Source organism: Streptomyces sp. NPDC001902, assembly GCF_042891295.1.
Taxonomy (GTDB): Bacteria; Actinomycetota; Actinomycetes; order Streptomycetales; family Streptomycetaceae; genus Actinacidiphila.
The window spans coordinates 1-26118 of sequence record NZ_JBIATA010000052.1 but is presented as its reverse complement, the minus strand read 5'-3'; the positions used below and the strand labels follow the sequence as shown (position 1 = coordinate 26118).

General features: G+C 71.2%; 25 protein-coding genes. 11 read left to right on the top strand and 14 right to left on the bottom strand.

Going from position 1 to position 26118, the window contains the following annotated elements:
* Nucleotides 1–323 precede the first annotated feature (323 nt).
* The 5 genes from ACFYYN_RS42915 (at nucleotide 324) to ACFYYN_RS42895 (ending at nucleotide 6980) form a co-directional block, all read left to right on the top strand.
* Nucleotides 324–908 (top strand): helix-turn-helix domain-containing protein, encoded by a 585-nt coding sequence (locus tag ACFYYN_RS42915; protein ID WP_500332217.1) that lies wholly within the window; start codon nucleotides 324–326, stop codon nucleotides 906–908.
* A gap of 93 nt (nucleotides 909–1001) precedes the next feature.
* Nucleotides 1002–1880 carry a class I SAM-dependent methyltransferase gene (locus ACFYYN_RS42910; protein ID WP_500550123.1) on the top strand — a complete coding sequence of 293 codons (879 nt, stop codon included), beginning with the start codon at nucleotides 1002–1004 and terminating at the stop codon, nucleotides 1878–1880.
* Nucleotides 1881–2127: 247 nt separating this feature from the next.
* Nucleotides 2128–3201 carry a PP2C family protein-serine/threonine phosphatase gene (locus tag ACFYYN_RS42905; protein WP_500332219.1) on the top strand — a complete coding sequence of 358 codons (1074 nt, stop codon included), beginning with the start codon at nucleotides 2128–2130 and terminating at the stop codon, nucleotides 3199–3201.
* Between the two features lie 431 nt (nucleotides 3202–3632).
* Nucleotides 3633–6164 (top strand): CehA/McbA family metallohydrolase, encoded by a 2532-nt coding sequence (locus tag ACFYYN_RS42900; protein WP_500550122.1) that lies wholly within the window; start codon nucleotides 3633–3635, stop codon nucleotides 6162–6164.
* A gap of 276 nt (nucleotides 6165–6440) precedes the next feature.
* Nucleotides 6441–6980, top strand: coding sequence for a manganese efflux pump MntP (locus ACFYYN_RS42895; RefSeq protein ID WP_500550121.1), 540 nt, complete (start codon nucleotides 6441–6443; stop codon nucleotides 6978–6980).
* On the opposite strand, the gene pqqE is transcribed toward ACFYYN_RS42895, so the two are convergent.
* The 10 genes from pqqE to ACFYYN_RS42845 form a co-directional block, all read right to left on the bottom strand.
* A complete protein-coding gene (pqqE, locus tag ACFYYN_RS42890) occupies nucleotides 6977–8086 on the bottom strand; it encodes a pyrroloquinoline quinone biosynthesis protein PqqE (RefSeq protein WP_500550120.1) in 1110 nt (369 codons plus the stop codon). The two genes, ACFYYN_RS42895 and pqqE, sit on opposite strands and share 4 nt — an antisense overlap.
* Nucleotides 8079–8408, bottom strand: coding sequence for a pyrroloquinoline quinone biosynthesis peptide chaperone PqqD (gene pqqD, locus ACFYYN_RS42885; RefSeq protein ID WP_500550119.1), 330 nt, complete (start codon nucleotides 8406–8408; stop codon nucleotides 8079–8081). Before pqqD ends, pqqE begins: the two co-directional genes overlap by 8 nt.
* Before the next feature lie 5 nt (nucleotides 8409–8413).
* On the bottom strand, nucleotides 8414–9112 hold the full coding sequence (gene pqqC / locus ACFYYN_RS42880) for a pyrroloquinoline-quinone synthase PqqC (protein WP_500550118.1): 699 nt from the start codon (nucleotides 9110–9112) through the stop codon (nucleotides 8414–8416).
* Nucleotides 9113–9116: 4 nt separating this feature from the next.
* On the bottom strand, nucleotides 9117–10004 hold the full coding sequence (pqqB, locus tag ACFYYN_RS42875) for a pyrroloquinoline quinone biosynthesis protein PqqB (RefSeq protein WP_500550117.1): 888 nt from the start codon (nucleotides 10002–10004) through the stop codon (nucleotides 9117–9119).
* A gap of 75 nt (nucleotides 10005–10079) precedes the next feature.
* Nucleotides 10080–10175 carry a pyrroloquinoline quinone precursor peptide PqqA gene (gene pqqA, locus ACFYYN_RS42870; RefSeq protein ID WP_499516260.1) on the bottom strand — a complete coding sequence of 32 codons (96 nt, stop codon included), beginning with the start codon at nucleotides 10173–10175 and terminating at the stop codon, nucleotides 10080–10082.
* Nucleotides 10176–10221: 46 nt separating this feature from the next.
* On the bottom strand, nucleotides 10222–11922 hold the full coding sequence (locus ACFYYN_RS42865; RefSeq protein ID WP_500550116.1) for a PQQ-dependent dehydrogenase, methanol/ethanol family: 1701 nt from the start codon (nucleotides 11920–11922) through the stop codon (nucleotides 10222–10224).
* Nucleotides 11923–11935: 13 nt separating this feature from the next.
* Nucleotides 11936–12397: an MSMEG_3727 family PQQ-associated protein gene (locus ACFYYN_RS42860; protein ID WP_500332228.1), complete on the bottom strand. Its 462-nt coding sequence runs from the start codon at nucleotides 12395–12397 to the stop codon at nucleotides 11936–11938.
* Nucleotides 12398–12677: 280 nt separating this feature from the next.
* The gene (gene katG, locus ACFYYN_RS42855; RefSeq protein ID WP_500550125.1) at nucleotides 12678–14822 is read right to left on the bottom strand and encodes a catalase/peroxidase HPI; all 2145 of its coding nucleotides are present in this window, start codon (nucleotides 14820–14822) and stop codon (nucleotides 12678–12680) included.
* Between the two features lie 129 nt (nucleotides 14823–14951).
* Nucleotides 14952–16346: a DNA-binding protein gene (locus ACFYYN_RS42850; RefSeq protein ID WP_500550115.1), complete on the bottom strand. Its 1395-nt coding sequence runs from the start codon at nucleotides 16344–16346 to the stop codon at nucleotides 14952–14954.
* Between the two features lie 202 nt (nucleotides 16347–16548).
* Nucleotides 16549–17169, bottom strand: coding sequence for a TetR/AcrR family transcriptional regulator (locus ACFYYN_RS42845; protein ID WP_500550114.1), 621 nt, complete (start codon nucleotides 17167–17169; stop codon nucleotides 16549–16551).
* Nucleotides 17170–17343: 174 nt separating this feature from the next.
* On the opposite strand from ACFYYN_RS42845, the gene ACFYYN_RS42840 reads away from it, so the two are divergent.
* Entirely contained in the window at nucleotides 17344–18384 is a 1041-nt protein-coding gene (locus tag ACFYYN_RS42840) for an aldo/keto reductase (protein WP_500332231.1), read from the top strand.
* A gap of 74 nt (nucleotides 18385–18458) precedes the next feature.
* Here ACFYYN_RS42840 and ACFYYN_RS42835 read toward each other — a convergent pair whose 3' ends face one another.
* The 3 genes from ACFYYN_RS42835 to ACFYYN_RS42825 form a co-directional block, all read right to left on the bottom strand.
* Entirely contained in the window at nucleotides 18459–19130 is a 672-nt protein-coding gene (locus ACFYYN_RS42835; protein WP_500332232.1) for a response regulator transcription factor, read from the bottom strand.
* Between the two features lie 63 nt (nucleotides 19131–19193).
* Nucleotides 19194–19898, bottom strand: a complete 705-nt coding sequence (locus ACFYYN_RS42830; RefSeq protein ID WP_500550113.1) for a VanZ family protein — start codon at nucleotides 19896–19898, stop codon at nucleotides 19194–19196.
* 123 nt (nucleotides 19899–20021) lie between these two features.
* The gene (locus ACFYYN_RS42825) at nucleotides 20022–20579 is read right to left on the bottom strand and encodes a hypothetical protein (RefSeq protein ID WP_500550112.1); all 558 of its coding nucleotides are present in this window, start codon (nucleotides 20577–20579) and stop codon (nucleotides 20022–20024) included.
* Between the two features lie 460 nt (nucleotides 20580–21039).
* Between ACFYYN_RS42825 and ACFYYN_RS42820 the strand changes: the two genes are divergently transcribed.
* From ACFYYN_RS42820 to ACFYYN_RS42800, 5 genes are all read left to right on the top strand, one after another.
* The gene (locus ACFYYN_RS42820; RefSeq protein WP_500550111.1) at nucleotides 21040–22530 is read left to right on the top strand and encodes a serine/threonine-protein kinase; all 1491 of its coding nucleotides are present in this window, start codon (nucleotides 21040–21042) and stop codon (nucleotides 22528–22530) included.
* 121 nt (nucleotides 22531–22651) lie between these two features.
* Complete coding sequence (locus ACFYYN_RS42815; RefSeq protein WP_500550110.1) at nucleotides 22652–23338, top strand: TetR/AcrR family transcriptional regulator; 687 nt, start codon at nucleotides 22652–22654, stop codon at nucleotides 23336–23338.
* 154 nt (nucleotides 23339–23492) lie between these two features.
* Nucleotides 23493–24521 carry an NAD(P)-dependent alcohol dehydrogenase gene (locus ACFYYN_RS42810; protein ID WP_500550109.1) on the top strand — a complete coding sequence of 343 codons (1029 nt, stop codon included), beginning with the start codon at nucleotides 23493–23495 and terminating at the stop codon, nucleotides 24519–24521.
* Entirely contained in the window at nucleotides 24518–25090 is a 573-nt protein-coding gene (locus ACFYYN_RS42805; protein WP_500550108.1) for an SUKH-4 family immunity protein, read from the top strand. The genes ACFYYN_RS42810 and ACFYYN_RS42805 overlap by 4 nt, the downstream gene beginning before the upstream one ends.
* A gap of 118 nt (nucleotides 25091–25208) precedes the next feature.
* The gene (locus ACFYYN_RS42800) at nucleotides 25209–25556 is read left to right on the top strand and encodes a transposase (protein WP_500550124.1); all 348 of its coding nucleotides are present in this window, start codon (nucleotides 25209–25211) and stop codon (nucleotides 25554–25556) included.
* Nucleotides 25557–25593: 37 nt separating this feature from the next.
* Here ACFYYN_RS42800 and ACFYYN_RS42795 read toward each other — a convergent pair whose 3' ends face one another.
* Nucleotides 25594–25998, bottom strand: a complete 405-nt coding sequence (locus ACFYYN_RS42795) for a VOC family protein (protein WP_500550107.1) — start codon at nucleotides 25996–25998, stop codon at nucleotides 25594–25596.
* Nucleotides 25999–26118: the final 120 nt, after the last annotated feature.

The following is a 26118-nucleotide window of genomic DNA, read 5'->3' as shown; positions in this document are numbered from 1 at the left end:
GGCAAGCAGTACGTGGTGTCCAAGGACAACATCAACGGCCTGGAGTGGACCCTCGACCCGTCCACCATCTTCCGCTTCTGGGAGATCCAGAAGGGTGTGACCCAGTAGCCGGTGCGAGGGCGGGCGTCGGCCGGAGGGGACGGTGAAGGGCTCACGCGGCTCTCCCATCGCGACGACGATGCGCGCAGCCGCGGCGGCCGCGCCCCCTCACGGCCGCCGCGTTGCGCGGCGTGCCGCCGCCACCGCTCGCGGCCCCGGTCCTGGCGGGGCCGAACGGTGACGACGCCGGGCATGCCTTGCCGTGCACGCATAGACTCTTGCTCATGACGCAAGACGATGGTGATCTGGACAGTCTGGTGCGCAAGCGCATCCGCGCCCTGCGTGTGGCCCAGGGCTGGTCCCTGGAGGACCTGGCCGTGCGCGCCAACGTCAGTCAGTCCACGCTCTCCCGCATCGAGAACGGGCAGCGGCGCCTGGCGCTGGACCAGCTCGTCACCCTCGCCCGCGCCCTGGACACCTCCCTGGACCAGCTGGTGGAGACCGCGTCGGACGACGTGGTCTCCCACCCGACGATCGACCGGGCGCGCGGGCAGATGCGCTGGCCGATCAAGGCGGAACCCGGCATGACCGTCATCCGGCAGCGCATGACGAACCCGCCGCCCGACCACCCCTCGGGCATGCGTGCCCACCCCGGCCGTGAATGGCTCGTCGTCCTGTCCGGGACCGCGGTCCTGCTCCTGGGCAACCGTCGCCTGCGGATCGAGACCAACCAGGCGGCGGAGTTCCCCACGATGCTCCCGCACGCCATCGGGGCCGAGGGCGGACCCTGCGAGATCCTGGGCATCTTCGACCGCGACGCCCGCCGCGGCCACCAGCGCGGCGAGGCCACCGGGAAGGCGTCACCGTGACGGTTTGCGCCTGCCGCAGCGCGGCCGGGCATCGCCTTGCGCATTCCGGAAGCCGCTGGGCCGCCCGCGGACGGCCCGCCTAGCGTGGGCGCCATGAATCACCCCCACCCGCACGCAGCGGACCATGCCGCGCCCTACGTCCACGAGCACGATCACGAGCACGACACAGCCGTTCAGGCGGAGATCCTCGACCTGGACGCCGAAGTGCTCGCCGAGCACAACGCGTCCATCACGGACTGGCTGCCCGTCGGGAACAGCCCCCGCCGCATCGTGGACCTGGGCTGCGGGACGGGAGCGGGAACCCTCGCCCTCCTTCGGCGCTTCCCCGCGGCACAGGTGACGGCCGTCGACTCCTCGGCCCCGCACCTGCGCCGCCTGCAGGCGAAGGCAGCCGCGGCCGGAGTGGCCGACCGCGTGCACCTGGTCGAGGCCGACCTCGACGCGGCGGCCTGGCCCGACCTCGGCACCCCGGACCTGGTGTGGGCCTCGGCCTCCCTGCACCACATGACCGAGCCCGACCAGACCCTGCGCCAGGTCCACGACCTGCTCGCCCCGGGCGGACTGTTCGCCGTCGTCGAGCTGGCCGGCTTCCCCCGCTTCCTGCCCGGGGACGCCCCGCAGGACGCCCCGGGCCTGGAGGAGCGCTGTCATGCCGCACTCGACCACCACCACGCCGAGCACATCCCCCACCGCGGCGCCGACTGGGGGACCAAGCTGACGAAGGCCGGCTTCACCATCGAGGGCGAACGGACCCTGACCATCGACGTCGCCCCGCCCCCCACCGACGCGGTCAGCCGCTACGCGCTCAGCAGCCTGCGCCGCATGCGCACCACCGTCGCCTCCGCCCTGACGGCGGACGACCTGACCGCCCTCGACCGGCTGCTCGACGCCGACGGTCCCGACGGCATCCCGCGCCGCACCGACGTGGGCGTCCGTACCGAGCGCACGGTCTGGGCCGCCCGCCGGGCGTGAACCGCTGCCCCTGAACACCGTCACGCGTGCCGCCGCGGTCCGGCGGTGCCCAAGCGGTACAGGTGCCACGGTGCCGGGCACTGCACGGACGGGCAAAGGCCTGTGCACGACGGGGCAAGGGGCCCGGCCGGAATCCTCCCTACGGTCGAGTTGTCCCGTCACGAGTGGGACGCCAATGCGCGGTCCCGGGACCGCTCGCGGATCCGTCGGCTCCCGGCCCGCGCAAGACTGCGAGGGAGTGACGCTGATGACCGACGCCGAACAGTTCGAGGAGCGGCGGGACGAGGGGAAACCGCTGCGGTACCTGGCCGTCGCGAGCGTCGTGGCGTGGATCCTCGCGGTGTGCGCGGTGTGCGTGATCCTGCCGCTGTACTCCCACCCGAGCCTCGCGTGCGGCCTCGCGCCGCTGATCACCGCGGGGACCGCGGCGATGGTGCTCGGACGCGTGAAGGACCGCTACCGCTGCCGGGCGGAGCGGGCGCACGCCGTGTCCGACACCGTCCGGCGGGTCCTGCTCCGGCCGCTCCCCGGGCGCATCGGCGCGCTGGGGCTCGCCTCCATCTACCGTCCCTGCGGGGGCCGGGGACAGGTCGGCGGTGACCTGTACGCGGTCGCGCGCGCGGGCGAGGCGACCCGCCTGATCATCGGTGACGTGTGCGGCAAGGGCCTGCCTACGTTCGAGGACGTCGCGGCCGTGCTCGGTGCCTTCCGGGAGTGGGCGCCGCGCGCCGCGACCCTGGCGGAGCTGTCGGCGCGACTGGAGGAGAGCTTCCTGTTCCACCTGGCCGACAGCGACGACCTCTCCCGCGAGAAGGACGAACGTTTCGTGACGGCGCTTCTGCTGGAGGTGCGGGACGGCGAGCCGTTCGCCCGCATGGTCAACCACGGCCACCCGCCGCCCATACGGGCCCGCCGGGGGAGCGTCGCGCTGGTGGCGGGCTGCCCGGCTCCCCCCTTGGGCCTGTACGGTCTGCGGGACTGCGGCGCCATGGAGGAACGCTTCGAACTGTGCCCCGGGGACACGCTGTTGCTCTACACCGACGGCCTCATGGAGGCCCGCGACGCCGCCGGGCGGTGCTACCCGCTGCTGGAACGCGCCACGACGTGGCGGTGGATCCGCGAGGGCACACCGGGCCACGTGTGCCTGCCCGATGTGCTGGGGGAGATCCTCGAGGATGTCGTCGAGCACTCGGGCGCGCTTCCCGAGGACGACCTGGCGATGGTCGCCCTGACCCGTGTCGAGGAACCGGGCGCGGCCGTGCTGTCCAGGTCGGCCGGTGAGGCCTGGCGCGAGGACGCGGAGCAGTGGCGGCACGGTTGATCACCGGCCCGGTACCACCGGCGGAGGTTCCGAGGCATGCCCGGGGGAGCCGTTTGACCCGGAGGGCAGCCACACCCATAGGGGCGTTTGACCCATGCAGGGGACACGGACCGGCTGTCACAGTGGCGGGGCCGGGAGGACGGCTGGGCTCTCCGCGAGGCCGGTCGTGGAAACCGATGGATCAGCGCTGCCTGGAGGCGGCCGTACCCGCGCCCGCGACTTCGCGATGCCCTTCCGCATGGCTCCGGGCCGGTCGGTCGTCCCTTTCAGCGCGTGCACGGGGGAATCGTCCGGGCGGCACGTGATGCCACATACCCGTCATGGGTGCGAATGGTTCGCTGCTCGTTCATTTCGCGGAAAAAGGCGCGCTTTGGCGTCTCGGGGACTTCACACCGATCCACTGGGGAACGGTGCACGGAAAGGCGCAGTACATGGAGACGACAAGAGGGTCCACCGGGCCGGACCGTGAGCCCGAGGGCCTCTCCCGCCGGCGGTTCGTGGTCATGGCGGGTACCGCCGTCGCGGCGGTCGGCGTCGGTGCGGGCACCGCCGAGGCGGTCAGCGGATCCGCCCTCGAGCCGACCGGCAAGGTCAAGACGGTGGGCGGGAGCTCCGTGCTCAACCGGGCCAAGGCGCCCAAGGGCAAGTGGCTCGCGGGTGACACCCACGTCCACGACGACCATTCGTCGGACGGCAGCGGGCCCCGGCAGACCTCGCACCAGACCCTCCCCGGGAACCTTCCCGTCGGCGACCAGATCGCCCAGGGCGAGAAGGCCGGCCTCGACTTCATGCCCCTGACCGACCACCGGACGTACGACCAGGTCTGGGACCCCCAGTGGAAGTCGTCCAAGCTGCTGTTGCTCCCGGGTGAGGAGGCGAACGGCTCGCCCCACGCCATCGTGCTGGGCAACGTGGACGTGATCGTGGACGGCGCCAACCCGACCGGTTCCGCGGCCTTCCGCCATGTGCAGCAGTCGGTCTGGGACGCGCACGCGCAAGGGGCGGTGTGGTCGCAGGCGCACCCCGACGACGGTGAGTACACGCCGGCGACGGGCCCGAACGCCAACGCGAGCGTCCAAGGCGCGGACCTCGTCGAGGTGCTCAACGTGTCCACCGGTCCGGACGAGCAGGTCGAGTACGCGGAGAACCGCTGGAACGCGGGTTTCCGCTTCGGGGTGGCGGCGGCGAGCGACTGCCACTTCCGCGAGCTGTGGGACATCGACGCCCCCGGGACGCCCACCACCCACGTCTTCGCGGCGAAGCGTTCGGTCCTGGGCATCCTCGACGGGTTCCGCAGCGGCCGTACGACGGTCGCGCAGAACACCGCGGGGCCGTTCCTGACCATCGAGGCCGACGTCGACGGTGACGGCGTGTTCGAGGCGATCGGCGGCGACGAGGTGGTCGTGGCCGACCGCAAGCTGCCCAAGAAGGCCACGCTGCGTGTGAACGTCAGGGGTGGCAAGGGAACCACCGTCCACGTCTACGCGGCTCCCGGTCGATCGGCGGGCCCCATCGCGAGCTACCGGCCGCAACGGGCCAACGAGAGCTACGAACTGCCGCTCGTGCTGAAGGGCACCGACCACGGCTGGTACCGGGCCGAGGCCCGTTCCCCCGGCAGCGCCTCCGGTTCCGACGCCGACCCGAACCTGCCCGACCAGCTCCGCGGTGCCACCTCGCCCGTCTTCGTCTCCGTCGGCGCTCCGGCCGACCCCCGGCCCGAGATCGCGCTCCCGGCCGCCGACACCGCCCACGACGAGGCGGCGTTCGTCACCGGCGACCTGGGCATGTTCACCGGCTTCTCCGATGTCGCGGTCGTGGGCGACGTCACGCACGTCGTGGCGGAGGTGCACGAGAACCAGGCGAGCAAGGTGGTCTACCGCCGGCTCAACGGCAAGGGCAGGATCACCAGGTCCGTCACCTTGTCCGGCCGTTCGGCGACGGCGCGGTTCCCGCGGATCGTGGCGACCTCCCATGACGTGTGGGTGGCCTGGCAGGACGAGCAGGGCAAGGAGCAGCCGCACCGTCCGGTGATCCTCCTGGCGCACAGCACCGACGGCGGCGGCTCCTTCAAGGCCCCGGCCAAGATCAGCAAGGGCAAGGGGCGTGCCGTCCACCCGGCACTGGCACTGGTCGACGACAAGCATCCGCTGGTCGCCTGGTCCGACAACGGCGAAGGCGCGTTCGACGTGTACGCGCAGATCGTCGGCATCGACAAGGCCGCGGTGAACATCTCCGCGGCGGGCAAGGCGACCGGTCCTGGCGTGCCCGGCGATGCGCGCTCGCCGCGCTACCCCGCCTCGCTGTTCCCGGTCGTCGCCGTCCACGACGGCAAGCACGCCGTGATCAGCTGGCAGGACGACCGCTACGACCCGGACCCGTTGTGGACCGGCCACACCCCGCCCGCGGGCCAGCCGGCCGCCGGCGGTACGGACCCGGACAACTGGCAGGTCCTGGCGTCGGTACGCAAGGCGCCGGGCCGCGGCTGGAGCACTCCGGTCCAGGTCAGCAGGGTCAGTGACCGCTCGGACAGGCACCCGGGCCTGACCGTGGACCGGGACGGGACGTTCGTCGCGATCTGGGAGAGCGGTGCGCTCCAGAGCTCCGGCTCCAACCTCCAGCTCCGGGCCAGCCGCTCCACCGACGGCGGCACGACCTGGACGGCGTCCGAGAACGTCGCCCTCGACGCCGAAGCCATGAGCCAGCGGGCCAGGCTCGGCCTGGACCCTGATGGCACGGTCCGCGCGGTCTGGTATGACTCCCGCTCGGCCGACTGGCGCTGGAAGGTCTTCACCGCCACCCTCGACCGCGCGAAGGGCTGGTCCGAAGCCACCCAGGTGAGCCACCAGGGCAACGGCACCTGGCCCGCCCTGCACCGTGGCGTCGTGGTGTTCACCAGCGACCGCGGCGCGACACGTACACAGCGCGACGAGACGCAGCAGATCTTCCGGGCGAAGCTGGTCTGAACCGTCGGCATCGGGTCCGTCCGCTACCCCCTCCCCCCGCGCCTCGGGTTTTCCGTGCGGCCGCAGGCGCGCCGGGGGAGGGGGTGCTGCGGCAGGGCAGTTCCGCGGATCAATTGGCCGCGCGCGCCGCGGCGAGTAGTGTTGACAGTGCTCCGGAAATCGGTTCCGCGGATTTGTTGCGCGGGACGTCCGGGATATCGTTTCCAACCTGGCGGTCATTCCGCGCGGCGGATTCGGCCCCGCCGTCATCGGTCGTCATCGGGCAGCGGCATCGCCATGATCTGGGAAATACTGGTCCTGGGTTTCGTACTCAGTCTCGACAATTTCCGGGTGTCGATCGCGCTCGGCACCGTCCCCTTCGGTCTGAAGCGCGCGGTGCAGGTTGCGCTCACCTTCGGGCTGTGGGACGCGGTCATGCCCTTGGTCGGGCTGTTGATCGGTCGCCGGATAGGGGAATCCATCGGAGACGTCGCCGACTTGGTGGGTGCGGCCGCTCTGGGTGGTTACGGTCTCTACCTCGTCGTCTCGGCCCTTCGGCACCCCGAGCCGGAGGAGTTGGACCATCCGTGGGCGCTGTTCGGCATCCCGCTGACGCTCAGCCTGGACAACCTGTTCGCCGGGGCGAGCCTGGGGATCCTCGGGCTCTCGCCGTGGTTCTCGGCCGCCGTATTCGGAATCATGACGGCGGCGATGTCGCTGGTCGGACTGCAGCTGGGTCGGGTCGCGGCGCGCCTCATCCGGATCCGCTCGGACCTGCTGAGCGGAGTCACCTTGATCATCGCCGCTGCCGCGCTGCCGTTGTGGTTCGGCGGCTAGCCGCCCGGGATGCGGTCCGGCCGGCGAACCCGGTGCGGTCGGGGGACCAGCGGTGGGTCGTCGGAACGTGATCCGGCGTTGGCGGCCGCCACCGCCCGGGCGACCAGGTGATGGTCGGGCGACAGGTGGCAGACCGGGTCGGTGCGGGCCGCATCGCCGGTGAGCAGGAACGCCTGGCAACGGCAGCCGCCGAAGTCCAGCTCCCGCCGGAAGCAGCTCCGGCAGGGCTCGGGCATCCAGTCGGTTCCCCGGAACGCGGTCATCACCGGGGACTCGTTCCAGATCCACGCCAGCGGGTTCTCACGCACGCTGGCCCTCGGCAACGGCAGGGACTGGGCGGCCGGGCAGGGCAGGACGTCCCCGTTCGGCGTGACGGTCAGCTGCCGGGACGCCCAGCCGCCCATGCAGGGCTTGGGGTAGCGGCTGTAGTAGTCGGAGATGACGTAGATGACGTCCATGCGGTCCCGCAACCGCTCACGGGCTGCCCGCACGACGACTTCGGCCGCTTCGAGCTGGGCCCGGCTGGGCAGCAGCGCGGCACGGTTGCGCCAGGCCCAGCCGTAGTACTGGGTGTTGGCCAGCTCCAGCCGGTCGGCGCCCACCTCCTCGGCCAGGTCGAGCACGTCGGCGACCCGGTCGATGTTGTGCCGGTGCAGGACCACGTTCATGGTCAGGGGCCAGTCCAGCTCCTTGACCACGTGCATCGCCTCGATCTTGCGGTCGAAGGACGGGACGCCGGCGATCCGGTCGGACGCGGCCGCCTCGTGGGCCTGGATGCTGATCTGCACGTGGTCCAGGCCGGCGGCCCTCAACTGCTCGGCCTTCGAGCGGGAGAGCCCGAGGGCGCTGGTCACGAGGTTGGTGTAGAGGCCCAGGTGGTGGGCGGCCGCCGTGATCTCCACCAGGTCGCGCCGCAGCAGCGGTTCCCCGCCCGACAGGTGGCACTGCAGGACGCCCAGGTCGCCGGCTTCGGCCAGCACCCGCCGCCACTCGTCCGTGGCCAGCTCGTCCTGGTAACCGGCCATGTTCAGCGGGTTGGAGCAGTACGGGCAGGCCAGCGGGCACCGGTAGGTGAGTTCGGCGAGCAACCCGAACGGGCTATCCATCGGTGAGCTCCATCCAGCGCCGGGTGACGAGCCGGGTCAGGAACCGCCTTACCTCTTCCTCCGGGACGGTCTGGTAGCGGGCGCCCAGCTCGGTCACGATCTCGGCCACGGTGTGCTGCCCGTCGCACAGCTCGAGGATCGCCGCGCCGCTGCCGTTCAGGACCACCACCGTCTCGGGGTGCAGCAGCACCTGACGCTGCCTGGTCCGGCAGAAGGCGAGCCGGACATGACGCGCCAGCCGGGGCCGGTCCGGGCCGCACACCTCGACACCGGGTCCTGTCCTGGTCCTGCTCCGGGTCGCTCCTTGCGGTGTCGGGTCCATGGCGGTCACTCCGGGTAGGCCTGGTCGATGGCGTCCATGAGACTCCACAGGACGTCGCACTTGAACGCGAGCGCGTCGACGGCGCGCGCCTGCGACTCGGCGGACAGGCAGTGCGACGTGACCACCTGGAGGGCGTGCTCGCAGTCGCGCGGGGCCTGCTCCAGGCGGGTGCGGAAGTAGGCGAGGCCGTCGGGGTCGATCCACGGGTACCAGCGCTCGAAGGCGGCCAGGCGCGCGGCCATCAGGTCGGGCGCGAACAGTTCCGTGAGCGAGGACGCCACCGCCTCCACCCACGGGCGGGTCCGGGCGAAGTTCACGTAGGCGTCGACGGAGAACCGCACGCCCGGTACCAGGTGCCGGTGGTCCCGGACCTCGTCGCGGGTCAGCCCGGTGGCCTCGCTCAGGCGCAGCCACGCCTCGATGCCGCCCTCGCCGGCGGCGCTGCCGTCGTGGTCGGTGATCCGGCGGATCCAGCGGCGGCGGACGTCGAGGTCGGGGCAGTTGGAAAGGATCGCGGCGTCCTTGCGGGGGATGTTCTCCTGGTAGTAGAAGCGGTTGGCCACCCAGCCGCGGATCTGCCGATGGCTCAGCCGGCCTGTGTTCATCCGGACGTGGAAGGGGTGTTGGTCGTGGTACCGCCGCGAGTGGGCCCGCAACGCCTCGACGAAGTCGTCGGCGCCGGTTCTCGTGGTTGTCGTCGTCACGGCTCTACACCTGGATCTCGAGGCCGTCGGTGGCCACCTCTATGCCGCTTTCCCGCAGGATGTGCCGCTCGGGTGCGTCCTCCAGGAGGATCGGGTTGGTGTTGTTGACGTGCACGAGCACCGTCCGCCCCGCGGCCAGCGACGGGAGCCGGGCCAGGCTGCCGTCCGGGCCGTCGATGGGCAGGTGGCCCATCTCCCGGGCCGTCTTGCCGGCCAGCCCGAGCCGTACGAGCTCGTCGTCGCGCCAGCAGGTCCCGTCGAACAGCAGGCATCCGCAGCCCTCGAGCTCCGCGCACAGCGCCGGCGTCAGCGACTGCACGGCCGGCAGGTAGACCAGCGTCCCCCCGCTGCGTTCGTCGGTCAGCCGGTAGCCCACGACGCGGCCGTGGTCCGCCTCGCCCCCGAACCGGGCGCGTTTGACGGTCGGTACGTCGAACGCGCGGCAGGACAGCCCGTCCGCCAGGGCCAGGTCGGTGCCGGGGATCACCGCCCGCCACTCGACGGTGCAGTAGTGCTGGAGCGTGCTCAGGATTCCCGAGCCGTCGCACAGGGTCTTGTGTGCCGCCGGAGTGGCGTACACCCGCAGGGCACGGGCCTCCCGCAACAGCAGCAGACCCAGCGTGTGGTCCAGTTCGGCGTCGGTGAGCAGCACCGCTTCCAGCGGCGTCGTCCGGTCGCCCTGCGGGTGCAGGCCCGGGAAGGCCTCGAACTGGGCGCGGAGGTCGGGTGAGGCGTTGACGAGGAACCACCGGCAGCGGTCGGCGCTGACGGCGATCGAGGACTGGGTGCGCGGGGGGCCGGCCCCTGAGCGGACCGCGGCGCACACGCGGCAGCCGCAGTTCCACTGCGGGGACCCGCCCCCCGCCGCCGAGCCCAGCACTCGCAGCAACACGCCGGCACTCCGTTCGTCGAATGTCCGGGTCCGTCGTCGGCCCGGCCGCTCTCGGCGTCCCGAGCCGTCGGTCCGCTAGTCCTCCAGCCGGGCGACGTACATGGTCACCTCGGCCGCGACCGCGATCTCCTCGAACTCGGGCGTCTCCCACACAGCGAGCTGGGGTTCCATGGACTCACCTCCTCTCTGGCCGGTCACGGCGAGCTCCGGTCGCGCGCTACGACCATTCCGGGAGGGCGAAGGTGATCAGGGCGCTCCCGTGTCCCGCGCCGAGCATGCCGGGGAGGAATCCCTCGGCCCACCCGCCCCAGCCGACCGGTACGGCGATGTACTGCCTGTCGTCGACCATGTAGGTGGTCGGGCTGCTGTGGTGGCCGCTCCCGCACTGGAACTGCCACAGCCCCTGCCCGGTGCGGGCGTCGAGCGCGTTGAACTCGCCGGACGGCTCACCGGCGAACACCAGGTCACCACCGGTGGCCAGCACCGAGGCGCACATCGGCAGTTCGTTGCGCCAGCGCCACTTCTCCTCGCCGTCGGCGTCGAACGCGCTGACGGACCCCGCCATGTCCTCGATGTCCACCTGAACGCCCGCGCCCCAGTAGGGGATGCTCTCCTTGAACTCCCGGCGCCGCCGGGTGGCCGTGGCACCCGTGTCCTGTACGGGCACGTAGAACAGCTCGGACTTCGGGCTGTAGGCCGCGTGGGTCCATTCCTTCGCGCCTGCCGGACCGGGGTAGAAGTGGACGGGTACTCCCTCCTCGTCGGGGTACAGCTTGGCCGTCACCCGGCCGTCCCTCGTGATGGCCCCCCACGTGATGCGGTCCACGAAGGGGGTGATCCCGACCCTCGCCCCGTTGGTGCGGTCCAGGACGAAGAAGTAGCCGTTCTTGTCGAAGTGCCCGAGCAGTTTGCGCCCGTCCCGCTCGAACAGGATGCACTCGGCGATGCTGTCGTAGTCCCACACGTCGTGCGGGGTGCACTGGTAGTGCCAGCGGATCTGACCGCTGTCGACGTCGACGGCGATGACGCAGTCGGTGAAGAGGTTGTCACCCTCGCGGACAGCTCCGTCGAAGTCGGGCGCCGGGTTGCCGGTGCCGACGTACAGCAGGTTCGTCTCCGGGTCGAACGTGCCGGTGACCCAGCAGTTCGCCCCACCACGCGCCCAGGCCTCGCCGTGGGCGGGCCAGGTCTCCGAGCCCGGCTCCCCGGGCTTGGGCACCGTGTAGCAGCGCCACTGGTGCTCGCCGGTGGCGAGGTCGAACGCGTCGAGGTGGCCGCGTACGCCGAACTCGCCGCCGGAACTGCCGACGATGACCATGTTCTTCACGATCAGCGGGGCGAGTGTGGCGCTCTCCCCAGCGCGGACATCACCGTAGGTCGTGTCCCAGACCCGCTTTCCGGTGGTGGCGTCGAGGGCGAGCAGACGGGCGTTCGGCGTGACGGAGAAGACCTTCCCCTGGGCCACGGCGACCCCCCGGTTCACGTTCCCGCAGCACAAGGACACGTCGAAGGGGACCGCGTGCTTGTACCGCCAGATCTCCACGCCGGTCTTCGCGTCGAGGGCCCAGACCCAGCCGTCCCAGCCGGACACGAACATGACCCCGTCGACGACGATCGGGGCGGCCTCGAACGAGTAGGTCGACGCGCCCGCGATCAGTCCGGTCGTGCCCGCCTGGAAGACCCATGCGGGGACGACGCGCTTGACGCTCTCGGTGTTGATCTGGTCCAGGGGGCTGTACCGCTGCCCGTTGTAGGCGCCGTAGTAGGTGAGCCAGTTGTGCGGCTCCTGGCGGGCGTTGAGCATGCGCTCGTAGTCGAGGCCGGCCACCACCGGCGGCGCGACCTCCCCGCCCGCGACCTTGCCGCTCAGCAACCCCTGGTCGACTGCCTCACCCGCGTCCACGTAGTCGAGGGACATCTCCTCCTCCTTCCTACGGCCGCGGTTGCTCGGGGCGGTCGAGGCGAGCCTCCGGCGGAGCCTCTCCCAGGACGACGATGGCCCCGGTCAACCCCCGGCCCTCGTCGTTGCCCGTGGGCGAGCAGTACCAGTAGTAGCCCGGTCCGTCGAGGTTGAGGGTCGCCCGTCCGCGCGAATGGTTCACCAGCCAGATGAACTTCCGGTCGCCATTGCTCGGCAGGAGCGCGCAGTGCGTGTTCAGGTCGTCATTGATGAGCTCGAGCTCGATATCGCCTCCATGGGGCATGACCAGAATTGATGGATCCCAGATCAGCTCATCCGGGTGGATTCGAATGGTGGCCTGCATGGTGCCGTCCGGTTTCTCGGCGGCATATCCGATGCTCCCGGTTCCCAGCACTTGACCCAGCGCTGCTTTGTTCTGTTCGACCAACCCGATCTTGTCCAGCAGGTCGGATCGCTCCTGCGTGGTCGTCATCGGGGCTTCACTCTCCTCATGCCGAATCGCTGTGTCCACTTCCGCCGGCGGCGGTGCTCCGCGGCCGGTCGCACACCTTCCTTCGAAGATGTTCTCCGAATTGACGTGGAATTCGGCGCGGGTGGATTGAATTGCTCCGAAAAGCGGACAATTTGCTACCCGATAAGCACGCTACGCCGTATGGATCACACCGACAAGGGTGAGCGCGCGTGCGGGCCGGCTCATGCCGTTCGCCCGCGACCGGCTACCGTTCGTCCCCCATGTGCCACCGTTGGGAGGATCAAGCGAGGTCGTACCGGTCGAGGCACATGACCTTGTCCCACGCGGCGACGAAGTCCTTCACGAACTTCTCCCGTGCGTCGTCGCTCGCGTAGACCTCCGCGACCGCACGCAGCTCGGCGTTCGAGCCGAAGACGAGGTCGACGCGGCTGCCGGTCCACTTGACCTCGCCGGTCGCCCGGTCGCGGCCCACGAAGGTTTCGGCGGTCGTGGACGCCGGCTCCCACTCCGTGCGCGTGTCGAGCAGGTTCACGAAGAAGTCGTTGCTCAGCGACCCGGGCTTCGCGGTGAAGACGCCCAGCGGCGATTGACGGTGGTTGGCGCCCAGCACCCGCAGGCCACCGACCAGGACGGTCATCTCGGGCGCGCTCAGGTCCAACAGGTTCGCGCGGTCGACCAGCAGGTGCTCCGACGGCAGCCGGTCGGCCTTGCCGCGGTAGTTGCGGAACCCGTCCGCGGTCGGCTCGAGGGCGGCGAAGGACTCCACATCGGTCCACTCCTGCGTGGCGTCCGTGCGTCCCGGAAGGAAGGGGACGTGCACGTCGTGGCCGGCCGTCCCGGCGGCCCGCTCGACGGCGGCGGCCCCGCCGAGCACGATGAGGTCGGCCAGCGAGATCCTCGCGTCCCCGGCTTGGGAGCCGTTGAAGGCCTCCTGGATCCCCTCCAGGGTGCGCAGCACCTGTGCCAGCGTGTCGGGCTCGTTGACCTCCCACCCCCGTTGCGGCTCGAGGCGGATGCGCGCGCCGTTCGCCCCGCCGCGCCTGTCGCTGCCGCGGAACGTCGACGCCGACGCCCACGCGGTCGAGACGAGCTGGGAGACCGACAGCCCGCAGGCGAGGAGCCGGCTCTTGAGCACGGCGATGTCCGCGGCCCCGACGAGCTCGTGGTCCACGGCGGGGACCGGGTCCTGCCACGGCAGCGTCTCCCGGGGGACCAGCGGTCCGAGGTAGCGCTGGACCGGGCCCATGTCGAGGTGCGTCAGCTTGAACCAGGCCCGCGCGAACGCGTCCGCCAGTTGGTCCGGGTTGTCCAGGAAGCGCCGTGAGATCGGCTCGTAGCCCGGGTCCGACCGCAGCGCCAGGTCCGTCGTCAGCATGGTCGGGGCGTGCGTCGTCGACGGGTCGTGGGCGTCCGGGACCGTACCGGCCCCGCCGCCGTCCCGCGGGACCCACTGCCACAGACCGGCGGGGCTCAGTTCCAGGTCCCACTCGTAGCCGAACAGGGTCTCGAAGAAGCTGTTGTCCCACGTCGTGGGGGTGGGCGTCCACGTACCGTCGAGCCCGCTGGAGATGGTGTCCGTGCCCTTCCCGGTGCCGTAGCTGCTCTTCCATCCCAGGCCCTGTTCCTCGAGCGGGGCGCCCTCGGGCTCGGGGCCGAGGTGGGCGTCCGGGGCGGCCGCGCCGTGGGTCTTGCCGAACGTGTGGCCGCCCGCGATCAACGCGACGGTCTCCTCGTCGTTCATCCCCATGCGCCGGAAGGTCTCGCGGATGTCCCGTGCCGAGGCGAGCGGGTCCGGGACGGTGTTCGGCCCCTCCGGGTTGACGTAGATGAGGCCCATCTGGTCGGCGGCCAGGGGGCGCTGCAGCTCCCGGACGCCGCCATGGCGTTCGTCGCCGAGCCAGGCGTGCTCGGGACCCCAGTAGACGTCCTCGTCGGGCTCCCACACCTCCGCCCGGCCGCCGGCGAAGCCGAAGGTCGTGAAACCCATCGTCTCCAGGGCGCGGTTGCCCGCGAAGACCATCAGGTCGGCCCAGGAGATCTTGCGGCCGTACTTCTTCTTCACCGGCCAGAGCAGCCGGCGCGCCTTGTCGAGGTTGCGGTTGTCCGGCCAGCTGTTCAGCGGCGCGAACCGCTGCATGCCGGCGCCCGCGCCACCGCGGCCGTCGTGGATGCGGTAGGTCCCGGCGCAGTGCCAGACCATCCGGACCACGAGCGGCCCGTAGTGGCCGAAGTCGGCCGGCCACCACACCTGCGACGTGGTCAGCGCGTCGTCGACGTCGCGCGCCAGGGCGTCGAGGTCCAGCGTGCGGAACGCCGCCGCGTAGTCGAAGTCCTCACCCATGGGATCGGCCTCGGCGGGGTGTTTCCGCAGGACCCTCAGGTCGAGCCGGTTCGGCCACCAGTCGCGGTTGCTCGCGCGTCCGATCGGCCGGCCGCGGTGCCCGGTGACGGAGAGGCCGAGGCCGCCCGCGTTGCCGGCGTCCGTCTCGCCGGCAACGGCGTCCGGGATGTCGGACACGGGGATCTCCTTCCGGATCAGAGGGTGCGTCGTGGTTCAGATGTTCAGCGCGCGGCGCACGGCTGGCGCGTTCCGCCGGGAAACCGGCACCATCTCGTTCGTCCGGTCATCCATGACCAGGGACAGCTCGCCCTTGAGCCCGCGCTCGACCTCCCGGATGCGGCTCAGATTGACCACGTAACGGCGGTGCACCCGCAGGAAGCCGACATCCGCCAGATCGCTGTCGAGCTTGTCCAGGCTCAGGGAGGCGGCTCGCAATCGACCTTGATCGGTGGAGAGCCACACGTCGTTTCCGTGCGATTCGGCGAAGGAGACTTCCGGCAGTCGCAGCAGCACCATCCGGTTGTCGCGCATCGCGACCAGTCGGCGCGGCGGCACCCGAGGGTGGGAGGACCCCTCCCTTTGGGGCAGCCGTGCCCCGTCGGAAACCCCGAACAGGACCAGGTTCCCGATCAGGTGCCCGGAGGAGAAGACGGGCCGGATGGTGATCGTCGTCGGCTCATCGGCCAGGTGGGCGAAGATCTGCGTCGAGCCGACCCAGTCGGGATCGTGGGCCCCTTGCCTGCTGGCATACCGGGCGGCCGCGATGAATTCCGGCAGCCCGGGGTTCCAACGCAGGGTGGGGTCGATCGCCGGGGTGTACGCGGGGACGCCCAGGAGCACGCTCGCCATGTCGTCGGCGATCACCACCTTGCCCGCGGTGTCCACGGCGGCGAGCGCCGCACCGGACGTCGCCCTGGCCTGGGTGTAGGCCGCGACCAACTCCGCGCCGCTGTCCCGGGCGCGCCTCTTCAGCGGGTACCGGGTCATGGTGACGGCGCCGGCCAGCCAGCTTTCGGCGGCCGCGGGAAGCCCGTTGCGCCAGAAGGAGACGTTGAGGACCGCGATCGGCTCCCTGGTCACCACGTCACGCACCGCGATGCCCGCGCACACCCAGTTGTGGAACGCCTGGCACCAGTGCTCCGCGCCCCTGATCGGCACCGGGCCGTGCGCCTCGAGCGCCGTGCCCATGCCGTTCGTGCCGACCGCGCACTCGGACCAGCAGAACCAGGGCGCCAGATTGCAGTCGTCGGCTCGGGCGAGCGTGGCGTGATCACCCCACGCGGCCAGGATCCGGCCGGTGGCGTCGGTGACGGTGACGAGCCCACCGAGGTTGCCCACTTCATGTGCCACGGCGGCGGCACGGAAGCCCAGCTCGGCGAAGACCACGTCGTGCTCGGGCGTGTGGTCCGGCTCCATGACGGCCGGCGGAGCCTTCGTGAGGTGGGGATCGACTCGGTACTGCTCTCGGCAGCGCTGCCAGGAGATCGCCACCAGGGGCCGGACACCGGGGACGTGGTCCTCGCCCTGCACGAACCGTTCCCACGCCGCGAGAACGGGGCCGCCGCCGAGGTTCGCCGCGTTGGGCTCAAGCCGATGTGTGCTTCTCATGGTTCAGAACCGCCCTTGGTCCATCCCCAATGCCGGCGGCGTGCCCGCGGTCCGGGCCGGTCACCGCTCGTGGCGGCCGGGCCTGCGGCGGACCGCGTACCGCGTCGCGGGTCTCCCTGCTCCGTCACCCGTTCCGGGCTGTGTCACAGACCTCCACTGCCCACCCTAGTACCGTCGGCGGGCTGCGGACGCCCCGTGGGCACTAGCCGATGGGGCGGCGGTAGACGCCGTGCCACCAGGTGCGTGCCAGTTCGCGGGCGAACGCGGGGTCGCCGGCGGGGTCTCCGGTGGTGACCTGGTCGGTCAGGGCGCGCTCGCCGCCGGTGACGATGATCCGGGTGGCGCTGACGGGGTCGAGGTCGGCGGGGGTGCGGCCGGCCTCCTGTTCGTCGCGGAGGATCTTGATGGTCCAGTCGGTGAACTGGTGGAGTTCGGCGGTGAAGTAGTCGCGCACGGCCGTGTCGTAGGTGGCGACCTCGGCGAGTGCCCGCCGGACGGCGGCGTGCCGGCGGTAGACCTCGATGACGTGCAGGAAGGCCCCCTCGAGGCCTTCGACGCCGGCCGAGGGCTGCCAGGCCGAGGTGAGGTCGAAGGACGAGGCCATGAGCCGGCCGGCCAGGCGCAGCAGTAGGTCGACCTTGTCGCGGAAGTGGCTGTAGAAGGTCGAGCGGGCGACGCCGGCCTCGGTGCAGATCTGCTGCACGCCCAGTTCGGTGAAGTTCGCGCCGCCTGCCAGCAGGCGCTGGGTGGCGTCCAGGACGTCCGCCTCGGCCGAGGTGGGGCGGCCGACCTTGGCGGTGCGGCGTCGGGTGATCGAAGGCATGTCCGGATCCTGGGGTCGTCGCGGGCGGGGGCCCGGCAGCGAACGTCACATTACACCGCGTCCGGACATCGTGTAGCGTAATTTCCGGACGCGATGTCCGGATGCAGTGACCGGAAAGGCGGAGGGATCCCGGTCACCTGCGCGAGCAAGTACATGTGCGATGAGGAGTGACTGGTGAAATATCGTCTGCTGGGACGCACCGGGGTCTGGGTCTCCGAGATCTCCCTGGGCGCGATGACGTTCGGCGGCAAGGACCACCCGGTGTACGGCCCCCATGGGGCACTGGGGCAGCAGGACGTGGACCGGGTGGTCGGCGCGGCACTGGACGCCGGGATCAACTTCCTGGACACCGCGGACGTCTACGCCGACGGAGAGAGCGAGGAACTGCTCGGCCGGGCGGTCGGGCGGCGCCGGCGGGACGTCGTGCTGGCGACCAAGCTCCTCGCTCCCGTCGGGCCGGGGCCCAACGACCAGGGCCTGTCGCGTCTGCACGTGATGCGGGCCCTGGAGGACAGCCTGCGCCGGCTGGGGACCGACTACGTCGACCTCTACCAGATCCACAACTACGACCACGTGACGCCGCTGGAGGAGACGCTGAGCGCCCTCGACGACGCGGTGCGCCAGGGCAAGGTCCGCTACATCGGCTGCTCTAACCTGGCCGCCTGGCAGATCAGCAAGGCGCTGGGCATCTCCGCACTGCAGCACCGGGCGGCGTTCGTCGCCAACCAGACCCACTACTCCTTGGTGGCCCGCGACGCCGAGCGTGACCTGGTGCCCCTGGCCGAGGACTCGGGGCTGGGCCTGACGGTGTGGCAGCCGCTGGCCGGCGGATTCCTGACCGGCAAGTTCGACCGCGGCGGGGTGACCACGGAACCGGACTCCCGCCGGGCCCGGAACGGCTTCGACTTCGTACCGTTCGACGAGGAGCGGGGCTTCGCGGTGCTCGACGTGGTCCGGGGCGTCGCCGCGCGGCACGAGGTCGGCCCGGCCCGGGTCGCCCTGGCCTGGCTGCTGGCGCAGCGCGCCGTCACCAGCGTGATCGTCGGCGTCCGCACGGTGGAGCAACTCGCGGACGACGTCGCCGCCGTCGGCCTGACGCTGACCGAGCAGGACCTCGCCGAACTCGACGAGGTCAGCCGGCCGCCGCTCGCCTACCCGAACTGGATCCAGCAGTGGTTCGCCCCGACCCGGATCCCGGCGGGCAACCTGGCCTGACCGGCCGTCGCCTCGGCGCCGGCAGCGCCTCCGGGGCCCCGGTTCGCCGCGGGCGGGCACCGGGCCCCGGGCGTCTACGTACGCGCGCCGGTGTCGATCCGGTATCCGACGCCGGGCACCGTGGCGATGATCCATGGTTCGCCGAGTCGTTTGCGCAGCGCGGAGACGGTGATGCGCACGGCGTTGGTGAGGGGGTCGGCGTTCTCGTCCCAGGCCCGTTCCAGTAGCTCTTCGGCGCTGACGACCCCGCCTTCGGCGGCGACGAGGACTTCCAGCACGGCGAATTGCTTGCGGGTGAGCGCGACGTAGCGTGCGTCGCGGAAGACCTCCCGGCGGAAGGGGTCGAGCCGCAGGCCCGCGATCTCGCGGACGGGGGGCCGGGCGTACGCGCGTCGGCGGTCGAGCGCCCTCAGCCGCAGGACGAGCTCCCGCAGCTCGAAGGGTTTGGTGAGGTAGTCGTCGGCGCCGAGCCCGAACCCGGAAGCCTTGTCGTCTATCCGGTCGGCGGCGGTGAGCATGAGGATCGGGATGCCGCTGCCGGAGGCGACGATGTGCCGCGCGACCTCGTCGCCGGAGGGGCCGGGGATGTCGCGGTCGAGGACCGCGAGGTCGTAGGAGTGGACGCCGAGCAGTTCCAGCGCGGAGTCGCCGTCGCCGGCGATGTCGGCGGCGATCGCCTCCAGCCGCAGACCGTCGCGGACGGCTTCCGCCAGGTAGGGCTCGTCCTCCACGATCAGTACGCGCATGTCCGAAGCCTAGGCGCCACGACGTATCGCCGACGTATGCGACGACGTGTGCCCACCGGACGCTCAGCCTGCCCGTGCCGGCGCTGGGCGAGGCCGGTCCGAGGGCGCTTGCGCCGTGGTGCGCCACCAGCGGCGCGACGCCAGCGCGGCCAGCACGGCGCCTGCGGCGTTGACCAGGACGTCGTCCACGGAGGACACCCGGTCCAACTGCAGGACGTACTGCGCGGTTTCGACCAGGACCGAGCAGCCCGCCCCGAGCGCCAGGATCCGTGGCACGGACGCCAGCGCCGCGAACCGCCTCGGGGCGAAGAACCCCAGCGCCGCGAAGACCAGCAGGTTGCCGACGATCCCGAGCGGCCCCATCGTGACCAGGTCCCGCAGCGGTACCAGGCTCACCCGGGCGGGGACGACGCCGGCCCCGCCGCCCGGCATCATGGTCAGCCACAGGAACGGCACCGTCCCGTGGACCATGCCCACCTCGGCCAGCGACATCCGCCAGGCCGACGTGCCGCCGACGGCACGCCGACCGCGCGCCAGAACCCACACCACCAGCAAGGCCAACGGCAGCGCGACCAACGTCATGAGCACCACACCGTTGAACGTGTCGAAGCAGCCGTGCCACCGCCCTGCCATGCACATCGGAGCGGACATCATGAGCGGGCGCCGCACGACGGACGCGGCGCCCGCCACGCCGAGGATCGCCAGGCCGAGGAGCACGATCCTGCGCATGCGGGGGAGCGGTGCTGACGGGGATGCGTTGTCGTTCACGCCCCCATGGGAGACGCGGGGCCGTTGCGGTGGCGTATGCGCTTTTCGATACGCCCGCGATACACGGGGGTCCGGCACACCAGTGCGTGCCGGACCTCCCGGTGGACCCGTCCGAGGAGCGGGTCAGGAGCCGTGGTGGGACGGACGTCCCGTGGCGGTCACGTCATCCGCGTAGATCAGGGCGGTCTTGTGACCGTACTGGACGGTGTACATCTTCTTGGCGCCGAAGACGACCTTCCCGCTGGAGGGGAAGAAGTCGTCCGTCAGGGCCGGGGCCGCCGTGGAGACGTAGGCCTGGCCCGCCGGGATGCCGTACATGCTCAGCGGAGCCTGCGTGGACGGTGAGAGACCGGCGGGGTACTCGGCGGCCTCCGGGTAGCTGGTGCCGTAGACCTTCACCGGGTCGGTCGCGGCGGGCCTGACGATCGTCACGTCGCGCGCGGGGATCGTGTTGACACCGCGCGGGTTGTGGAACCACACCTTGCTGCCGCTGAACCAGATCGCGGTCCAGTCGCCCTTCTTCCCGGCGACGACGAACTGCTGCCCCGCCTGGGCGGTGCTGCCCCAGTCGCTGATCCGGTCGGTGCCGGGGGCACCGGGGTGGATCGACTGCTCGCCGAAGAGCGGGGCGTCCGCACGCGGTTCGGTGCGCACATAGACGAAGTTCGACGCCTGACGCACCGTGGTGCACTCCTCCGTGGCGTCGCGAAACGGACCGTCAGTGAAGGGCGGCCCGGCCGACAGGCCTGCAGCGGAGCCTGTCCTGAGTGACCGTCATGGTCCAGGTCACATCGCCCCTGAACTCGATGCCCGATGAACGTATCACACTGTCTGGACGCCAAGATGAACGGTGTGTTTGTGAGGGGAAGGGGGAGGTGTGATGCCGAGTATGGGACGATATTCGCGCATGGCGGGAAGCCGGACGTGGCCAAGGTGCCTCAATGACACTGTTGTGACGGTCGCGGTCTCCGGCATTGCATCGTGTGATCGCGGAGCATGTGATCTCGCCGGGCGCCGCCCTTCACGCCGTTGCGCCCCCACCGAAGCCTGTGGAAAACGGCTCACACGTGACAAGTACGTCTATAGGCTGACACCAAGTCACCTGGGTGGGGTGTGTGGGGAACGGGGCGGGAGGTACGCCGTGCGTGTGCTGTCGGGGCGGTACGAGTTGGTGGAGACCGTGGGCCGGGGCGGCATGGGCGAGGTCTGGCGCGGGATCGACCGTGAGCTCGGCCGTGCCGTGGCGGTCAAGGTGCTGCCCCCGGAGCTGACCCGGCACGAGGAGTTCCGGACCCGATTCCGCCGGGAGGCCCGTACGGTCGCCTCGCTCACCCACCGGGGGATCGCGGTGCTCCACGACGTCGGTGAGGACACCGGCGGCGAGGAGGTCGTCCCCTACCTCGTCATGGAGTTCATCGAGGGGCGCACGCTCGCCGAGGTGCTGGGCGACGGTCCCCTCACGATGGAGCGCTCGGCGGCGATCATGCGGGACGTCGCCGACGCCCTGGCCCACAGCCATGCGCAGGGGCTGGTCCACCGCGACGTCAAACCGTCCAACGTGATGATCACGGCTGACGGCCAGGTCAAGATCCTCGACTTCGGCATCGCCAAGGTCGTCGCCGACACGGCGACCCGGCTGACCGCGACCGGGATGACCGTGGGGACGCCCGCCTACCTCTCGCCGGAGCAGATCCACGGCACGGCGGTGGACGCGCGCACCGACCAGTACTCGCTGGGGTGCCTGTTCTACGAGCTGCTCACCGGCCGGCCGCCCTTCACCGGTGACTCGCCGTTCGCGGTGATGAACCAGCACCTCGCCAAGGACCCGGTGCCGCCCTCGGCACTGCGCCCGCAACTGCCCGGCGCCGTCGACTCCGTGGTGCTCCGCGCGCTGGCCAAGCAGCCCGAGCAGCGGTTCCTGGGCATGGGCGCCCTGCGCGACGCCCTGGGGAACCTGCACAGCGGCGGCAGCCTGGCGGGCACGGCCGGCGGCACCCGCCTCGCGGGGCCGCAGGAGCAGGTGGCGGTGCCGGCCGGGCCGCCCCCGGCAGCGCGTGTCGCGCAGCCGGCACCGCCGGCGCCCCCTCAGCCCGCGTCGGCGCCGACGATCCCTCCGGTGGCGGGCACGGGCGCGGCGGCGCCCCCCGCCGCACCCGCACCGGGCGGGGTGAAGATCGGCTCCCTGTGGCGGGGCGAACGGCTGGCCCCCTTAGTGGCGACGTTGCTGGCGCTGCCCGTGGTGATCTCCACGTGGGATTCCTACGCCTACTCGAGCTCGGCCATGACGGCTCTGGTCGCCGCCTGGCTCACCGCGCTGATGCTGACCTGCCTGCGTCCCGGCCTTGCGGGGGCCTTCGCGGCGGTCGCACCGGCCACTTTGCTGTGGGTGCGTGACGACATGCCGGGCATCGTGGTTCTCCTGCTGCTGGCCGTGGCGTGCGCGGTGGGGGTGTTCTACCGGTCGGGGACGGCCGCCCAGGTCCTGTCCTACGGCGCGATCCTGTGCGTCGGGCCGGTCATCGCGAGCACGTCCGGCTACTACGGAGAGGGGGCGACGTTCCTGCTCCTGGCGGCCGCGGCCTGCACCGGCCTCGCCGCCGTCCGGCACCCGCGCCGGCGCAGCGACAGCTGACCCCACACGCATCGGCGGCGGGTGTGGGGGAGGATGGGGCCCGGCCTGTCGGCGCGTGCCGGTGGGGACGTGTCGGGGCAGGCCCGGTGGAGCAGTTGAGAGGGGGACGGTGGAGATCGCCATGCAGTCCGGAGCCACGACGCGGCCCCGCAAGCCGTTGAGCCGGGAGCGGATCCTGGGTGCCGCGGTGGCCCTGGCCGATGACGGCGGGGTCGCGGCGCTGAGCATGCGGAAGATCGCGGGGGCGCTCGGTGTGGTGCCGATGGCGCTGTACAAGCATGTGGCGAACAAGGACGAGTTGCTCGACGGCATGATCGATGCCGTGGTCGGCGAGATCGACCCGCCGGTCGCCGGGGCGGACTGGCAGGGTGCGGTGCGGGGGCGTGTGCTGTCCGCGCGCCGGATGCTGCTGCGTCATCCGTGGGCGTCCGGGGTGATCGAGGCGCGGATGAAGGCGCGGACGACCCCGACGCCGGCGGTGCTGGCGTACCTGGACTCGATGATCGGGATCTTCAGGGCCGGGGGTTTCCCGCTGGACCTGGTCCATCATGCGATGCACGTCATGGGCAGCCGTGTCCTGGGCTTCTCCCAGGAGTTGTTCGAGGACAGCCCGGGCGGCGAGCCGGATCCGGCCGCACCGCCACCCGAGGAGATGGCCGCACGCTACCCCCACGTCACCGAGCTGGCCATGGCGGTGGCCCATGACGCGCGGTCCGTCGTCGGTGCCGGCTGCGACGACCAGCTGGAGTTCGAGTTCGCCCTCGACCTGATGCTGGACGGCCTGGAGCGGCTCCGGAACCGGGCCTGACGCGGCGGCAGGATCACCGCCCGGGCGGCCTTCCCCTCCCACGCCCCTTGACGGGTGTACGCCGTACACCTACCGTGCGTGACAAGGGAGTTGAGTGGCGCATCGCCCGGGCGTACCGCTCCGGGCGGTCGGCGACGAGGGGCTGGGGAGCTCGATGAAAGCGATCGTCCAGAAGAGGTTCGGTCCGCCGGAAGTCCTGCGCCTGGAGGACGTCGAACGGCCCGAGGCGGGAGCCGGCGAGGTACTGGTGCGGGTGCGTGCGGCGGCCGTCAACCCGTACGACTGGCACATGATGCGCGGCGACCCGTATGTGGCGCGGCTGATGGGCGGCATGGGGGCGACCCGGCCGAGGGTGCCGGTGGCGGGCATCGACGCGGCCGGGCACGTGGAGGCGGTCGGCGCGGGCGTGCACGGCGTCACACCCGGGGACGAGGTGCTGGGCTTCTGCCCGGGCTCGTTCGCCGAGTACGCCCGTACCACCCCCGACCTGGTGGTCCCCAAACCCGCGGGGCTGACCTTCGAACAGGCGGCGGCGGTGCCGATGGGGGCGGTGACCGCGCTGCGCGGCATCCGCACCGTGGGCCGGGCCCAGGCCGGGCAGCGGGTGCTGGTCAACGGCGCCGCCGGAGGCGTGGGCCACTTCGCGGTGCAGATCGCTGCGGCCCTGGACGCCGAGGTCACCGCGGTGTGCAGCCGCGGCAACGCCGACCTGGCACGCTCCTTGGGTGCCGCGCACGTCGTCGACTACACCAGGCAGGACTTCACCGGGTCGGGCGCACGCTACGACCTGATCCTGGACAACGTCGGCAACCACCCGCCGGCCCGGCTGCGCCGGGTACTCACCCCGGAAGGCATCCTGGTGGCCAACGGCGGCGGTTCGCCCGGCCGCGTGTTCGGTGCGGTCGCCTCCACGCTGCGCGTGGTCGCGGCCAACGCGTTCGTCCGGCAGCGGCTGCGCGTCATCCTCCCGGCGGCCCCGGCCGGGCCCACCCACGAGGACCTGCTCGCCGTCACCGCGCTGATGGAGGCGGGCCGGCTGGCCCCCGTGGTCGACCGTACCTACCCGCTGGCGGAGGCTGCCGAGGGCATGCGCCACGTGGAGCGGGGCCATGCCCGCGGCAAGACCGTCATCACCGTCGGCCGTCAGGAACCCCCGAGTGAAGGGCCGGGAGCTGCGAAATGAGACCCCTGGTCGACCGCGTCGCGATGGAGTCGGTTTTCGGCCCCGACGAGCTGGTGACCGTGGATGACGCGGCCCTCGCCGGCGTCATCCACGAGCCGACCCGGGTCTTTCTGAGGGACGTGGGCCTTCCGGACCGGATCGGCTGGTTCGTGGCGGACCAGCGGCTCGTCGACGGCGACCTGCGCATCGGCGGCGATGCCTGGCAGGCCGTCTCGGCGAAGTACCCGAACTGCCCCTTCGACATGTCGTCGTGGCTGTCCCTCGGCGGGATCGGCATGGACGACGTCGTCGCCGACACCAGGACCGGGGCCGTGTACTGCATTCCGGAGGACGGGGGACCGCACCTGCTCAACAGCACGGTGGACGCGCTGGCGTTCTTCCTCCACGCGCTGGAGGAGGAACGGCCGGACTACGACCCCGAGGCCGCCACCGACGAGGGCGTCGACCCGGAGGGTGCGCGCGACAGGCTGCTGGCACGCATGCGTCGTGCCGACGGCGCGGTCATGGAGGACGAGGACTCCGCCTGGTACAGCGTGCTGCGCTACGTGCGAAACCTCATGCAGGACTAGGGCGTGTATCGGAAGTGGATCTTGGGTGTGGGATGATCTCGATCGGTGGCACGCGGAGATCTGACGGATACACAGTGGGCAGTGCTGAGGCCGCTGCTGCCCAAGGGCAAGAAGCCGGCTGCCGACATGGACCCTGCGGCAACGGATCGACGGCATACGGTTTCGGATCCGCACCGGTATCCCATGGCGGGACGTGCCCACCGACTACGGACCCTGGGGCCGGGTGTACGACCTGTTCCGCCGCTGGCAGCGGGGCGGAACCTGGAAACGAATCTTCACCCAGCTCCAAGCCCAGGCCGACGCGAAGAACCTGATCACCTGGGACATCAACGTCGACTCCACCGTCGTGCGCGCCCACCAGCACGCCGCCGGGGCAGGAAAAGGGGGGACCCGCAGAAGGAACGGCCCGGCGGCATCGCCACCGAGCCGGACGACCACGGCCTCGGACGCTCGCGCGGCGGCCTGACCACCAAGCTGCACCTGGCCGTCGAACGGGGAAACGTCTAAGCGTCGAGCTCGGTGAAGAGAGTCAGCTGAAGAGCGCCCGGTGCCTCAAGCCGGGAGTTCAGTGAGTTCCAGGGGGTGCGCGTCGGCCCGGCGACCACCTGAGCTCCGGCGGCGGCCAGCTTCGACGTGGTGGCGGCGGAGTCGTCGACCTGGAAGGCAACCCGAATGTGGCCGGCTACTCGCCGCCCGACCTCGACTTCGTCGATGAAGGCAGCGTGGTTTGGATCAGTCAGCTCCAAGGTGGCTCGGCCGGCATCGAGGATGGTGACGCGTCCGTCGGGAGAGGTGAAGGCGCCGCGCTCGGTCAGGCCGAGGACGTCGCGGTAGAAGTGCAGCGCCGCATCATAGTCGGCTGCCGTGACCACTAAGCGGAGCTCGCGGACGGCGGGTTCGTCGGACATGTCGGCTCCTTGAAGGATCTCGAGTACTGGTCCGAAAATGAAGCTTGAGACCAGGTCAGCGTGATGAACTCGGGTGTTTAAGCGGCCTCGATGGGGTCGAAGCGGACGGTGAGGCCGAGG

What these genes read in the sequence shown, in the direction of transcription:
- ACFYYN_RS42845 (WP_500550114.1), bottom strand. Translation starts at nt 17,169, where the DNA reads ATGCCTTCGATCACCCGACGCCGCACCGCCAAGGTCGGCCGCCCCACC.
- ACFYYN_RS42910 (WP_500550123.1), top strand. Translation starts at nt 1,002, where the DNA reads ATGAATCACCCCCACCCGCACGCAGCGGACCATGCCGCGCCCTACGTC.
- ACFYYN_RS42810 (WP_500550109.1), top strand. Translation starts at nt 23,493, where the DNA reads ATGAAAGCGATCGTCCAGAAGAGGTTCGGTCCGCCGGAAGTCCTGCGC.
- ACFYYN_RS42905 (WP_500332219.1), top strand. Translation starts at nt 2,128, where the DNA reads ATGACCGACGCCGAACAGTTCGAGGAGCGGCGGGACGAGGGGAAACCG.
- ACFYYN_RS42865 (WP_500550116.1), bottom strand. Translation starts at nt 11,922, where the DNA reads ATGTCCCTCGACTACGTGGACGCGGGTGAGGCAGTCGACCAGGGGTTG.
- ACFYYN_RS42815 (WP_500550110.1), top strand. Translation starts at nt 22,652, where the DNA reads ATGCAGTCCGGAGCCACGACGCGGCCCCGCAAGCCGTTGAGCCGGGAG.
- ACFYYN_RS42850 (WP_500550115.1), bottom strand. Translation starts at nt 16,346, where the DNA reads ATGAGAAGCACACATCGGCTTGAGCCCAACGCGGCGAACCTCGGCGGC.
- ACFYYN_RS42805 (WP_500550108.1), top strand. Translation starts at nt 24,518, where the DNA reads ATGAGACCCCTGGTCGACCGCGTCGCGATGGAGTCGGTTTTCGGCCCC.
- ACFYYN_RS42895 (WP_500550121.1), top strand. Translation starts at nt 6,441, where the DNA reads ATGATCTGGGAAATACTGGTCCTGGGTTTCGTACTCAGTCTCGACAAT.
- ACFYYN_RS42860 (WP_500332228.1), bottom strand. Translation starts at nt 12,397, where the DNA reads ATGACGACCACGCAGGAGCGATCCGACCTGCTGGACAAGATCGGGTTG.
- pqqA (WP_499516260.1), bottom strand. Translation starts at nt 10,175, where the DNA reads ATGGAACCCCAGCTCGCTGTGTGGGAGACGCCCGAGTTCGAGGAGATC.
- pqqE (WP_500550120.1), bottom strand. Translation starts at nt 8,086, where the DNA reads ATGGATAGCCCGTTCGGGTTGCTCGCCGAACTCACCTACCGGTGCCCG.
- pqqD (WP_500550119.1), bottom strand. Translation starts at nt 8,408, where the DNA reads ATGGACCCGACACCGCAAGGAGCGACCCGGAGCAGGACCAGGACAGGA.
- ACFYYN_RS42795 (WP_500550107.1), bottom strand. Translation starts at nt 25,998, where the DNA reads ATGTCCGACGAACCCGCCGTCCGCGAGCTCCGCTTAGTGGTCACGGCA.
- ACFYYN_RS42900 (WP_500550122.1), top strand. Translation starts at nt 3,633, where the DNA reads ATGGAGACGACAAGAGGGTCCACCGGGCCGGACCGTGAGCCCGAGGGC.
- ACFYYN_RS42835 (WP_500332232.1), bottom strand. Translation starts at nt 19,130, where the DNA reads ATGCGCGTACTGATCGTGGAGGACGAGCCCTACCTGGCGGAAGCCGTC.
- ACFYYN_RS42915 (WP_500332217.1), top strand. Translation starts at nt 324, where the DNA reads ATGACGCAAGACGATGGTGATCTGGACAGTCTGGTGCGCAAGCGCATC.